10 protein-coding genes are annotated in these 13,193 nt (G+C 58.4%); 6 read left to right on the top strand and 4 right to left on the bottom strand.

The genetic code is table 11. The features are described 5' to 3' along the window. Window positions 1-10: 10 nt before the first annotated feature. Window positions 11-778, bottom strand: coding sequence for an FkbM family methyltransferase (locus ACR0NF_RS01945; RefSeq protein WP_480469396.1), 768 nt, complete (start codon window positions 776-778; stop codon window positions 11-13). 101 nt (window positions 779-879) lie between these two features. On the opposite strand from ACR0NF_RS01945, the gene ACR0NF_RS01950 reads away from it, so the two are divergent. From ACR0NF_RS01950 to ACR0NF_RS01960, 3 genes are all read left to right on the top strand, one after another. Then, window positions 880-1,479 carry a superoxide dismutase gene (locus ACR0NF_RS01950; RefSeq protein ID WP_480469397.1) on the top strand — a complete coding sequence of 200 codons (600 nt, stop codon included), beginning with the start codon at window positions 880-882 and terminating at the stop codon, window positions 1,477-1,479. A 164-nt stretch (window positions 1,480-1,643) separates the two neighbouring features. Continuing rightward, on the top strand, window positions 1,644-2,819 hold the full coding sequence (locus tag ACR0NF_RS01955; RefSeq protein WP_480666732.1) for a S41 family peptidase: 1,176 nt from the start codon (window positions 1,644-1,646) through the stop codon (window positions 2,817-2,819). 287 nt (window positions 2,820-3,106) lie between these two features. Continuing rightward, window positions 3,107-3,559 carry a baeRF12 domain-containing protein gene (locus tag ACR0NF_RS01960; protein WP_480469399.1) on the top strand — a complete coding sequence of 151 codons (453 nt, stop codon included), beginning with the start codon at window positions 3,107-3,109 and terminating at the stop codon, window positions 3,557-3,559. A gap of 49 nt (window positions 3,560-3,608) precedes the next feature. On the opposite strand, the gene ACR0NF_RS01965 is transcribed toward ACR0NF_RS01960, so the two are convergent. Beyond that, complete coding sequence (locus tag ACR0NF_RS01965; protein WP_480469400.1) at window positions 3,609-4,160, bottom strand: LOG family protein; 552 nt, start codon at window positions 4,158-4,160, stop codon at window positions 3,609-3,611. A 126-nt stretch (window positions 4,161-4,286) separates the two neighbouring features. Here ACR0NF_RS01965 and ACR0NF_RS01970 point away from each other — a divergent pair, with 126 nt between their 5' ends. From ACR0NF_RS01970 to ACR0NF_RS01980, 3 genes are read left to right on the top strand one after another with little or no spacing between them, the layout of a single operon-like run. Beyond that, window positions 4,287-5,642, top strand: a complete 1,356-nt coding sequence (locus tag ACR0NF_RS01970) for a LysM peptidoglycan-binding domain-containing protein (protein ID WP_480666733.1) — start codon at window positions 4,287-4,289, stop codon at window positions 5,640-5,642. Window positions 5,643-5,699: 57 nt separating this feature from the next. After that, window positions 5,700-7,511 (top strand): ABCB family ABC transporter ATP-binding protein/permease, encoded by a 1,812-nt coding sequence (locus ACR0NF_RS01975; RefSeq protein WP_480777684.1) that lies wholly within the window; start codon window positions 5,700-5,702, stop codon window positions 7,509-7,511. Between the two features lie 52 nt (window positions 7,512-7,563). Further along, window positions 7,564-7,971 (top strand): DUF2147 domain-containing protein, encoded by a 408-nt coding sequence (locus tag ACR0NF_RS01980; protein WP_480469403.1) that lies wholly within the window; start codon window positions 7,564-7,566, stop codon window positions 7,969-7,971. A gap of 33 nt (window positions 7,972-8,004) precedes the next feature. Here the strand turns inward: ACR0NF_RS01980 and ACR0NF_RS01985 are convergent, their stop codons facing one another. Together ACR0NF_RS01985 and ACR0NF_RS01990 are read right to left on the bottom strand one after the other, a co-directional pair. Continuing rightward, a complete protein-coding gene (locus tag ACR0NF_RS01985) occupies window positions 8,005-11,772 on the bottom strand; it encodes an efflux RND transporter permease subunit (protein WP_480777685.1) in 3,768 nt (1,255 codons plus the stop codon). Next, window positions 11,769-12,998, bottom strand: coding sequence for an efflux RND transporter periplasmic adaptor subunit (locus tag ACR0NF_RS01990; RefSeq protein ID WP_480777686.1), 1,230 nt, complete (start codon window positions 12,996-12,998; stop codon window positions 11,769-11,771). Before ACR0NF_RS01990 ends, ACR0NF_RS01985 begins: the two co-directional genes overlap by 4 nt. Window positions 12,999-13,193: the final 195 nt, after the last annotated feature.

Below are 13,193 nucleotides of genomic sequence, written 5' to 3' on the forward strand. Positions count from 1 at the left end.
GTCTCGGGTGTCAGGGGTTCGCGCTGAACAGGAATGTCGGGAACTGAGTGAGTGCACGCTGGCCCGTGAGGGCTGACTTGCCGGTTTCGCCTGTGTGTGGGTCGTGGCAATGGCGATAGAAAGCCAGGTCTTTTGATAGTTTGTTCATAGCTGCGCTGCGGTTGTCTGCGCTCAGATAAGGTGCGTGCGTTGAGAGAAACAGCGCAGGGTTATCTATTTTTAACCAAGGCAGCAGAGAAGGCAGGACCGAAAATTCAGCGCCTTCGATATCCATTTTGACCAAAGACACGTTAGACAGGTCGACGGATTCAGAAAATTGATCCCAACCGACAGTGAGTGCGTCAGTGCCATGGCTTCCGTCGTGGAGCAATGACGAGGTGGAATCACCTGCCTCTCCGTGTGCCGATGCCATTCGGGTCACCCCAAACCCCTCAGACAAGGCGATGCTGAAGGCTGATACGTTGCGGATGTCGTTCAACTCTAGATTCCAGACCAAGTGGCGGTAAGCCACTGGGTCAGGCTCAAAACACCAGACATGGCGAGCGCGGCGCGCGGCGTATAGGACCGTAGGGCCGATCCATGCACCAATATCGAGATAGTCATGCTCGGGCGACAGACATTGGTCCAGCACCGAAAATGTCTCGGGCTCCCACCGCCCGGCTGATGCCTTGCGCCAGAATTTCGAGTGGTAGGGGTCCAGGCGAAAAGGTTCACCATTCAGGTTGCCCGCATAGTATCCGCGGGCGCGATAGAACATTTTGCGCGCCTGTGTCAGCATCGCGGGCCTCCGGGTTTTCTTGTCTCAGCCCTTGACCTGCGGCATTTGCCAAAGCATGTAACCTTTGGAAACCGCAACATTCATTTCAACAGGGGGCCGAGATGGCTTTTGAACTTCCTGATCTTCCTTATGCACATGACGCGCTGGCAGCCAAGGGTATGTCCGCAGAAACGCTGGAATATCACCATGACCTGCACCACAAGGCCTATGTCGATAACGGCAACAAGCTGATTGCGGGCACCGAGTGGGACGGCAAGTCGCTGGAAGAGATCATCGTTGGCACCTACGACGCGAACGCCGTCGCTCAGAACGGTATCTTCAACAACATCAGCCAGCTGTGGAACCACAACCAGTTCTGGGAGATGATGGGCCCTGACGGTAACGCGATGCCCGGCGAGCTGGAGAAGGCTCTGACCGAAAGCTTCGGTTCGGTTGACGAGTTCAAGTCGCAGTTCAGCGCCGCTGGTGCCGGTCAGTTCGGTTCTGGCTGGGCATGGCTGGTTAAGAACGCAGACGGTTCGCTGGCCGTAACCAAGACCGAGAACGGCGTGAACCCGCTGTGCTTCGGTCAGACCGCCCTCTTGGGTTGCGACGTGTGGGAGCATTCCTACTACATCGATTTCCGCAACAAGCGCCCGGCCTACCTGTCGAACTTCCTCGACAACCTGGTGAACTGGGAAAACGTCGCATCGCGGATGTGATTTGATCCAAACGGGATCAAAAGTGGCCTGCTGGCGGTGACGCTGGTGGGCCTTTCGTTTTAGATGGGTGTTTCTATTGCTGTGGTGGTGCTTCGCAAACGGCGTCAAATGACAGTTCTGAGCTTAATCTAGACATTGACGAACGGCTGTGCCCACTGTGGGCCATGTCGCTGACGGAAGACCTGAAGCAAATTCTAGAAACTACCCTGCCAACCGATCCCAGTTTTCGGCGGATCGAGAAAGCCGTGATAGACAGCTGCATTAGTGACTGCAGACGATACGCTTTGGAAGGCTCAAAAGAGGCCTTTCTGATTTCCGCGATGCGCCTATTGGCACTTCCCAACAATGGGCACACACGGCTGATCCCGAATGATGCGATCTCGGTGCTCCCGCTGAGGTTCGTGAGCGTGGGGCGTTCGGTGCAACTCATAGGGGCGGCACCAAGGGTAACTGCGCCGCGAGGCGAGTTGATTGCAGTCAACGGCGCAGCTTTGAGCCAAATCGAAGCCGCCTCAAATGAGTTTCTGGCGGGAACGCGCCAAAGAAAACGGGTCATCGGATCAATTCTTCTGGCTTGGCCGTATGCTCTGGCTCATCTGGGGTTTTCTTCAAAAGACGATACGACCGAGTATCGCGTGCAAGACGAGAATGGGCGGATAACCGGTTTCAAAGTGGAAAATGGATATACCGTTCCTGCATCAACGCTCTACCCGAGAAACGAACACGGCAAGGTTGATCCGGCCTGGAAACCTAAGAGATTTGTGGAGATTGAGGACTGGCAGGGATTGGGGCTTTCAATAGTGTTGCCAAGTTTCTTTGATCCAGACGAAAGTGCGCTGCCGAAAGCTATCTCGGGTGCAGCAGAACATGTACGCGCCTGGCCGGACAAAACGCTCTTGATTGACATTCGTGGAAACACTGGTGGCGACTTTCTTCAAACGATGCCATTGATCGACGCCATCTCGGAAAACGCAGGCAGTCAGGTTGTTGTGCTTGTCGATAAATTCACGTTTTCCGCAGCGATCGTGTTTGTAGCCATCCTTAAACGTCGTGTGAGAGATAGGCTCAAACTCATCGGGGAAGAAATGGGTGATGGGTTGAAGTTCTTTGCTGAGGGTGGGCTGCTCGATTTGCCGACAAGCGGAGCGGTCGTTCGATACTCATCAGCCTTTCACGACTGGAAGAATGGAACGACCGACGAAACCACTCCGTCCGAGATCGTGCAGCAAATCGTACCCGCCGGGGCACTGAACTTGGATCGGGAATGGGTCGCAGGACCTGCTGATGCGGATGCACAAGGCGCGTTCTACCAACGAGTACTCAAAAGCCTGAGCGATTAGACGAACTGCCAGTAAGCCCGCTTGGCTGACTCTACAGATTGTGTCATGCGAACGTGCTGATCCAACTCGGCGACGCAGCCGCGAGAGAAAACCTGCCGATACGTCAACTTTCGACCCAAGACCTATTGTACCGGCCCGCACAACCCCTAGCTATAGTATGCGGAGGGAGAGAACCGCCAATACATTCAGGACTGATCACGCAGCGCGCGGAAACATCTAGATCGCGCGATAGATAAGCTGTGTCCAGGGGACGGGGAAAGCCACGTCAATCTTTGCAGGAGACTATAATGGCCGCACTTGAACAGGGAACATGGGTTATCATTGCTGATGGGGAAAAGGCTCTGGTGATGGAGAACATTACCGACGCGCAGGACCCCAATCTCGTTGTCGTATCCGTCGAGGAGCAGGAGGTGACCCCGGCAAAACCCTCCGACAGGGCAGGGCGCAGGTCCGATACCGGCCCTAATCAGAAATCCGCCGTGGAAGAGGATACCTGGAAGGCTCACGCTAAATCCCTGTTTGTTCAGGACGTGGCCAATCTGCTGAACCGGAAGGGGCTGAAGGGGGCCTATAAGCGGTTGGTTCTGGTCGCCAGTCCCCATGTGCTGGGCCTGTTGCGGCGCAGGTTGCATAGCGAAGTATTGGCGAAAGTGGTGGCCGAGGTGGACAAGACTTTGACCAACCATCCGCTGCACAAAGTCGAACGCATCCTCAAGTCGCGGCTTGCAAAGCCCGCCTGACCATCAAGCGAAGGTACGGGCGGTTACGACCGCCCGATTGCCTGTCTTTTTAGTTAAGAAAGTCACGCAGCCGAGCCATGGCCTCATCAGGCGTGCCGACCCAAGTGATGAAGTCGGCCAGTGACGTATCGGCAAAGCCCTGATTGATCACCTGATCTAGCAGCGTATGCAGCGCATCCCAGTAGCCGTCGACATTCAGCACCAGAATGGGTTTGTCATGCAGACCCAGCTGCCGCCATGTGAGCGCCTCGAACAGTTCATCCAGCGACCCGGGGCCGCCGGGCAGCACGATCACCGCATCTGCGTTCATGATCATGACCTTCTTGCGCTCGTGCATGGTCTCGGTGACCACAAATCGCGTCAGATCGGTTTTGCCGACTTCGCGCTGCAGCAGGTGGACAGGGATGACGCCGAATGTGTCTCCTCCGGCAGTTTGTGCAGCACGCGCAACCTCACCCATCAGTCCCACATCTCCTGCGCCGTAGACCAGACGCCAGCCTTCGTTGGCCAGCAGGGTGCCGAACGACCGGGCCGCCTCGGAATAGGCCGGACTCGCACCATTGCGTGACCCGCAATACACACACACGGATTTCTGGGACATGGGTCGGTCTCTCTGCTCTTGTGTTCGGGGTTTTGACCCCTGATAGCGGGATTGATAGGTTGGCTCAACCGTCTGTCGGAATGCTTGGCTGTCAAAGCATTTACGCGACGGAGTGAAAGGAAAAGAATGAACGCCAATTCGGGAAGCGGAAGCTCGGGCACCTTCATCTGGGGGCTGGTTGCCGGGATTGTTGCAGTGATCGCCGCTGGCGGATTGTACTTGTCGGGTATCTTCGGCACAGCGCCAGAGCCACAGACGCCTGAGGTGGCCGAGGTGGCTCAGCCAGACGAAGAGACGGCTGAGGCCACGCCAGAGCCCGAAGCCGGGCCGATCGAAGAGACGCCATCCGAAACGGTTGAGGCGGAGCCAGAAAACGAAGAGGTCGCGGCCCCCGCCGTGCAGGCGCCTGTTCTGGATCAGATTTTTGTCGAACCCGACGGCAACGCCGTTCTGTCAGGCAATGCCGAACCGGGGGTCGAGATCATCGTGCTGCTGGACGGAGAGACCGTGCACAGCTTTGTCGTGGATAACAGTGGTCAATTTGCCGAGTTTGTTACGATCCCGTTTGCAGATGCTGCGCGTGGGCTGGTGCTGGAAGTACAGGGTGATGGTGAACCCGTGCGGTCGGATGACTATCTGATTGCGGCATTGCCGAAGCCACCTGCGCCTGAGGAAACCACTCCTTCCGTTGAAGAGCCAAGCGTTGAAGTTGCCGAGGCCGAGACGACCCTGGAAGCACAGGAACCGAATGAGGAAACCACCGAGGCGGTGACGGAATCAGAACCCGAAGCGCCCGCGTCGGAGACTGCTGAGGCAGACACGACAGACGTTGCCAGTGGCGAAACGGATGTGACTGAGCAGGCTGAGGCGACGCCAGAGCCGCAACCTGAGGCGGAAGCATCGCAAACCACCGAAAGCCAAGATCAGCAGATCGCGGTCATCCGGTCCGGAGAAGAGGGCGTCGAACTCGTTCAGCCTCCAACCGTTACGGATGTCCCGCCCAAGCAGATTGCTCTGGATACGATCGGCTACTCGGATACCGGCGACGTGGAACTGACGGGTCGCGCACAGGATGGATCGGCCGTGCGCCTTTATCTCGATAACCGGCTGATCGCCGACCTGCCACCCGCGCCGGACGGCCAGTGGCGTGGCGAAGTCGAAGGCATTGATCCGGGTGTTTACACCTTGCGCGTGGATGAAGTCGCACCCGATGGTACCGTGGTCAGTCGGCTTGAAACACCGTTCAAACGCGAACCCGTCGAAGTCTTACGCGCCGCCGAAGAGACCGAGCAGGGCGAGACCCCGAGCGAGACGCCTCCGATCCGGTCTGTCACGGTACAACAGGGTGATACACTCTGGGCAATCTCGCGTGAGCGGTTTGGCGACGGTATCCTCTACGTCAGGCTGTTCGAGGCAAACCGCGATTCAATCCGCGATCCAGACCTGATATATCCGGGGCAGATTTTCACAATCCCCGAGTAACACTCTGCCTCGGCCCGTTCGGGCCGGCGCATTCTCTGACCGCAGTCAAGGTACGTGATGAGACGATCCTCAGCCCTGAAAGTCGATGCCGACGAACAGCGTTCCGGCTGGCGCACGATCCGCAAGGTCGCGCCCTATCTCTGGCCCGATGACGAGGCCTGGGTAAAGCGCCGGGTGGTTCTGGCGCTGGTGATGCTGGTGGTGGCCAAGCTGATCGCGGTCTATACCCCGATCCTTTACAAAGGCGCGGTAGACGGTCTGGCGGGCGAAGGTGTTCCACCGCTGGCGCTGGGGGCGGTGGGGCTGACGGTGGCCTATGGCGTCGCGCGTATGATGACGGTGGGCTTTCAGCAGTTGCGCGACGCGCTGTTTGCACCGGTGGGTCAGCGCGCGCTGCGGGCTCTGGCGCTGGAAACGTTTCAGCATATCCATCAGCTTTCGATGCGCTACCACGTCACCCGACGCACCGGCGGTCTGAGCCGGATCATCGAACGCGGGGTTAAGGGTGTCGAGTTCCTGCTGCGGTTCCTGCTGTTCTCAATCGGGCCGCTGATACTGGAATTGCTGTTGGTGGCCATTATCCTGATGTGGCTGTTCGATGTCTGGTATCTGGTCGTCGTGGCGGCGACCATCGCGCTGTACATCTGGTTCACCTTCGCCGTGACCGAGTGGCGCGTAAAGCTGCGCCGCGAGATGAATGATCAGGACACCGAGGCCAACCAGCGCGCCATCGACAGTCTTCTGAACTTCGAAACAGTCAAGTATTTCAACGCTGAAACACGCGAAGCTGAACGCTATGACGTTTCGATGAAGGCTTATGCGAAGGCTGCATTGAAGACCGCCTATTCGCTGGCTTTCCTGAATTTTGGCCAGTCCTTCCTGATCACCTGTGGTCTGATTGGCGTAATGGTTCTTGCCGCAATCGGTGTGCAAAACGGTCAGCTGACCGTGGGCGATTTCGTGATGGTCAATGCCTATATGATCCAGATCACCGTGCCGCTGAACTTTTTAGGCACGGTCTATCGCGAAATCCGTCAGTCGCTGGTGGATATGGGGCAGATGTTCGACCTGCTCGAACAACCTGCCGAGGTCACCGATAAGCCTTGCGCGCCGAACCTGAAAGTCAATGGGGGCGAAGTCACTCTGGAAGATGTGCGCTTTGGCTATGAGGCAGACCGCGAAATTCTCAAGGGTGTGTCCCTGACAGTCCCGGCGGGGCAGACCGTGGCCATCGTGGGGGCGACCGGGTCAGGCAAATCTACCATCGGGCGGTTGCTGTTCCGGTTCTACGATGTCACCGGCGGCGCGTTGAAGATCGACGGGCAGGATGTGCGTGATGTCAGTCAGCCCAGCCTGCACGCGTCTATCGGAGTCGTGCCGCAGGATACGGTGCTGTTCAACGATACGATCCGCTACAACATCGCTTATGGCCGGGAAGGAGCGACGCAGGAGGATGTCGAGGCGGCGGCCAGGGCCGCACAGATTCATGACTTTATTACCAGCCTGCCCGAGGGCTATGACACCAAGGTGGGCGAGCGTGGTCTGAAACTGTCCGGCGGCGAGAAACAACGGGTCGGCATCGCGCGAACGTTGCTCAAGAACCCTCCGATCCTGCTGTTGGACGAGGCAACCTCGGCACTGGATACCGACACCGAACAGGACATCAAGGACGCGCTGGCCCGCGCGGGCGAGGGGCGCACGGTGATCACCATCGCGCATCGTCTCAGCACCATTGCCGAGGCTGACCGGATCGTTGTTCTGGAACGTGGTGAGATTATCGAGCAGGGCACTCATGATGAGTTGCTGGCGCGTGAAGGTCGTTATGCCCAGCTTTGGAGCCGCCAGCAATCGGATGCGCAGGCGGCCTGATCCCACGACTTTGATATGCTATGATGGGGCCTTGATAGGCGGAGGATTTACTATGTTTGGATGTCCAAAGACCTTCAGTGCCCCAATTATCGCCGTCCTGATCCTATTGCCCGGGATCGCCCTTTCAGACCCCATTGTGGGTGTCTGGAAGACCGAGCCGGATCGCAAGAACCTGACCTCTCACATCAAGATCACTGCCTGTGGTGACAAATTCTGCGGTCAAATTCTGTCGGCCTATGATCCGTCGGGCAAAGAGGTGCAGACACCGAATATCGGCAAAAAGCTGTTCTGGGATGTCGCCAGCGAAGGTGGTGGCAAATATGGCGGCGGTGAGTTCTGGGTGCCGTTGATCAATGTCGATGCGGTACCGCAGATGACGTTGCAGGGCGACACGCTGCAGGTCAAAGGGTGCGAACATCTGGTCTGTGCCCATCAGACCTGGTCACGGTTGAAGGGCTAAGAGAAAGGGCCGGAAGATCCGGCCCTTGTGGTGTCATTCTGCTGCTTTGAGTGGCGGTCCAGGCGGCTGATCCGGATCCTGTTTGACCTCGGACGCAGTGCCATCGTTCCAAACAATCTCGGTCGCTTGCATGTCGCGTGCGCTCTGGTCGATGGCCATGTCCTGCGCGATCTTGCTGGAGCGCCCCTGTGTGGCCCGCGCCAGCGCTTTGCCGAGCCAGACCGCATAAGTCGTCACCCACACCCGCAACGCCAGCAGCGAGGGCGTCACGATCAGCGTCAGCACCGTCGCCGTGCCCAGACCAAACACCACTGCTGTCGCCAATTGCTTCCACCACAGCGCGGTGGGGCTGTCGATTGAGTAGCCGCCATTGATGAAGTCCAGAGACAGCCCGAACATCATTGGCGTCAGACCCGCCATGGTGGTCAGGGTGGTCAGCAGAACGGGACGAATACGTGCCTCGGCGGTGCGGACGATGGCCTCGATCCGGGGCATATAGCGGCTGTACTCCTGATAGGTATCGATCAGAACGATATTGTTGTTCACCACGATCCCCGCCAGCGCCACGATGCCCGTCCCGGTCATGATGATCGAGAACGGCTGCTGCATCACCATCATCCCGATCAGAACACCGGTGGTCGACAGCACCACCGCCAACAATACCAGCACCGAGTTGTAGAACGAGTTGAACTGTGCCAGCAGGATCACGAACATCAGACCCAATGCTGCGAGGAAGGCGCTGGACAGGAAGGCTTGGCTCTCGGCCTGATCTTCCTGATCGCCGGTCCATTCCCAACTGATGGTGCGACCGAACGGATCGGTCTGCAGCCATTCCGTCAGCACCGCGATCCGCTCGTTCGGGTTGATCAGAGTAAAGCTGGCGCTGCCATCTTCGATGCTTGCGCGCAGTTGGCCGATATTCTCTGCACCGGTCAGTTGCACCAGCTCATATTCGCTGCCATCGGGACCGGTGATGATGGCTCGGTCAGAGGTTGCTCCCTCGGCCAGCGGGCGCACGACGGCCAGCCGCTCAGTGCTGCCATCCGGGCCACTGGCCACGACCTTGCTCAACCCCGGTTCGACATCGGCTTTCACGTCATAGTAACGCTGCTGATCGACCCGGTTGATCTCGGCCAGTTTGGCCACCGGCTGGCGGGTCACGAAGTTTGAGAGCGGCACCAGCCCGTCCGGCGTGCGGACCTTGAGCGTATCGAGCGTCGACAGCACTCGATCCTGATCGGGCAGGCGGACGCGGATTTCGATCTCTTCATCGGTCGAATCCGGGCGCATTTCACCCAGCAGGATACCGCGGGTCACAAGCTGCACCATTGCGCCGACGGTGGCGACGTCGGCGCCAAAACGCCCTGCCTTGGCGACGTCAACGTCGATCTGCCAGTCGATGCCGGGCAGGGGCAGGGTGTCTTCGATCTTGATCAGACCGGGGGTCTGTTCGAACGCCTCCCGTGCGGCGAGAGCGGAAGAGGTCAGCTCTTCCCAACCGTCGCCCTTGATGCGCAGATGGACGGGCTTGGCCGAGGCGGGGCCTTGTTCAAGTGGCAGAATTTCGACGACGAATCCGGGGATCTTGGCCAGTTCGGCATTCAGCTCATCCAGCACGAAATCGCCATCATATTCCGGCGCGATCACGTGGCGGTCGAAGAGCCCCCCGAAGATAGGCTCCGATACATTCGGACGATCCTCCCACGGGATGATCTCGAACTGAACGCGGCCCACGGTATCCGCGGGGGCGGTGGCTCCGCCGTTATTCTGGTTCAGGCCACCTTCACCGGCAAAGGCAAAAACGTTGATCACAGCCGGATGGGCGCTGATAACCTTTTCTGCCTCCAGAACCATCTCGTCCTTCTCGGCCAAAGACAGGTTGCCGCGAGCCCTGACATAAGCCGTGGCCTGTTCGGGTTCGCTTTCAACGAAGAATTCAACACCGCGGTTGTTTTCGCCAAAGACAGTCATGACGCTGATCACAGCGAAACCGACTAGACCAAGCGACACGATTGGCATGATCGGATTGCCGACCAGGAATTTGATCACATAGCCAAACGGCGTGTGTTCTTTGGCGGTATGCACATGATCATCCGGCGCGCGCTGGATTTTGGCAGCGCTCAGAGTGACCGACCCGGCGAAAGCGCCGAAGAGGAACATCAGAGCCCCGGCAATCGCGCCTCCGGGCAGCAGATAGCCGGGGTTCAGCATCTGCATCGCACCAAGGAAGATCATGTACAGCGACGGCGGCACCAACAACAAGCGCACCCACCAGTGCGTTCTTGCCCGCAGCCAGTTCGAGCTGCGGTCGAAACTACGGCTCATCCGGCCGGAGACGCCCCCCACGACAGGAAGATAGAGCAGCGCCACGATCAACGACGCGGACAGCACGAAGATAAGCGTGATTGGCAGCATCTTCATGAATTCGCCTGGAATGCCAGGCCAGAACAGCATCGGCAGGAATGCGCACAAGGTCGTGGCGGTCGAAGAGACAATCGGCCAGAACATCCGTTGCGCGGCCTCGACATAGGCGTGCATCGGACCGACGCCTTCTTTTATGCGTTTGTCGGCATATTCCACCACAACGATGGCACCATCGACCAACATACCCACGGCAAGAATCAGGCCGAACATAACCATGTTCGAGATTGTGACCCCGATCATCGCCAGAAACGCGAAACACAGCAGGAACGAGGTCGGGATCGCAAAACCCACCAACAACGCGGCGCGTGTTCCCAGAGACGCCAGAACCACGATCATCACAAGTGCGACGGCGGTCAGGACGGACCCTTCAAGCTGACGCACCATTGAATCGACGATGCGACTCTGGTCGTTCGAGGTGCCCACATCAACAGCGGCCCGCAGCTCGGCTGGCCACTTGGTCTGGGCCTCGGCCACGGTGGCTTTGATCAGCGCGACCGTATCGATCAAGTTATAGCCCTTGCGCTTGACCACCTGCAGCGCGACGGTGGACTCTCCGTTGAAGCGGGCCGTGCCTTCGCGGTCTTCGAAAGTATAGTTGATCTCGGCCAGTTCACCCAAGGTAACCACGCGGTCCCCATTGACCTTAACCGGCAGGCCATAGACGTCCTGTGCAGTTTTGAAGGACGAGGGGATTTTGACCGAGAACGTGCCTTGTTCAGTCTCAACTTCACCGGCGGCAATCAGTTGGTTGTTGTTCTGCACCACGCTGATCAGTTCGGCGGCGGTGACGTTATAAGCCTCCAGCCGCAATGGGTCGATCACGACCTCAAGCATCTCGTCACGGTTCCCGGCGATGCCGGCCTCAAGCACAGCATCCAATGCCTCAAGCTCGTCCTGCAGGTCTTTGGCAACGCGTGCCATTGTACGTTCAGGGACGGGACCCGTCAGGTTGACGATGACGATGGGGAATTCCGAGAAGTTAACCTCGGTAATCGTATATTGCTCGGCCCCCTCGGGGAAGTCGGCCTGCGCGCTGTTCATGGCGTCGCGCACGTCTGCGATGGTGGCGGACTTGTCCCAACCGAACTCGAACTCCAATAGAAGGCCCGCATAGCTCTCGGCAGCGGTGGCGGTCATCGTATCCAGCCCGTCGAGATCGGCCATCTCGGTTTCCATCGGCTTGATCAGCAGGCTTTCGCTGTCTTCGGCTGAAATGCCCGGAAACTGCACCGATACGAACAGCATCGGGATGTCGATATCCGGCTCACCTTCTTTCGGCAGGCCCACATAGGCGAACCCGCCAACAACCAGCGAGATCGCGATAAAGGCCAGAACCATCCTGGCCCGGCCTGCGGCCCAACTGACGATCCCCGTCATTGCGATGCTTCCCTGTAGGTCGGTGCAACGGAAACGCCTCTGGTGACGAATTCCTGCCCGATTACGATGATATCAGCGGTTTCAGGCAAGCCACCCACCCAAACGCCATCTGCGGTGTCACGCAGCAGTTGGATCGGCACAAAGTCGACCACATTGTCTGCGACGACGGTTCGCACGCCAATCTGACCTTCGTTGTTCAGGGTTAGCGCCGACTGCGGCAGCAGATGTGCTTTGACACCTTCCGCTGCGATCTGAATATTTGCGGTCTGGCCATCACGGATCAGCAATTCCGGGTTGGGAACAGTGATCTCTACCTCAAAGGTCCGGGTGGTCTCATCGGCTGAGCGGCTGAGGAAAGTCACACGCCCCTCGACCTGCAACCCGGTGACCAGCTGCGCCGACGCCATCGAGCCGACGATGATCCGGTTTACCTCGGTCTCGGGCACGAAACCGACCAGCTTGATCGGGTCCAGCTGGATCACGGTCGCGCACAGCGAACCGGGCTGCATCAGGCTGCCAAGCTCGGCTGTGTCACTTTCCAACAGTCCTTTGAACGGGGCTTCGATGGTGAGCCTGTCCATCTCGCGGTGCGCAGCGGCCACTTCGGCGGTTGCGGCTTCGATCCCGGCTTGGGTAGCCTCCAGCCCAGCCTCGGCGCTTTTGATGCCTGCTTTGGCCGAGCTCATTTCGGCCTCGCTCGAGATGCGGCGGGTTTCCGATCCAAACCCGGTTTCCGACAATTTGCGCGCGGCGGTCAGATTGATTTCGGCTTCGGCCAAACGAGCGTGGGATTCTTGCAGACGCGCTTCAGCTTCGGGCACACGGCTTTCGGCCTCAAGTTTGGCGGCCTTCGCTTCGGCGAGGCTTGCAGGGCGGGTGCCCGGGTCAAGTTCACACAGCAGGTCGCCCGTCTCAACAAAGGCCCCTTTGCGCTTGGGCTCGGAGACAACGGTCGAGGTGGTCTCGGCAAGAACCTCAACCTGACGGTTGGCTTTAGTCTGTCCGCGCAGCTGAACAGCACTGCCAATTTCCCGCGCAGTCGAGCGTGATACGACGACGCCAATCGCGTCCGCGATCTGTGTTTGTTCGGTTTCCGTGGCGTCAACTGGCGCTTCGGTCTGTTCTTCTCCACGGCCAGCAAACGCGAACAGCGCGTCGCGTTCGAAAACAAGGAAATACAATGCGACTATAACCAATACGGCGTTGATGAATGAAATCAAACGCATGCGGTGTATTCTCCAGATCTGATCGGCCACCCGGTTGCGGCGCTTACGCCTTGAAATGGGGCCGGGTCTTTGGCTTGTCCATACTGAACTGAATAGTTCGGTTCACTTTTTTTAGCAAGTCCCGGGGGCAACCGAGCAATTGTGTGAATTCGGACACTTGGCTTGGCCCAAAGGCCGGGGTATGACATGGCGCTA

This window comes from Ruegeria sp. CF4 (genome assembly GCF_056537345.1).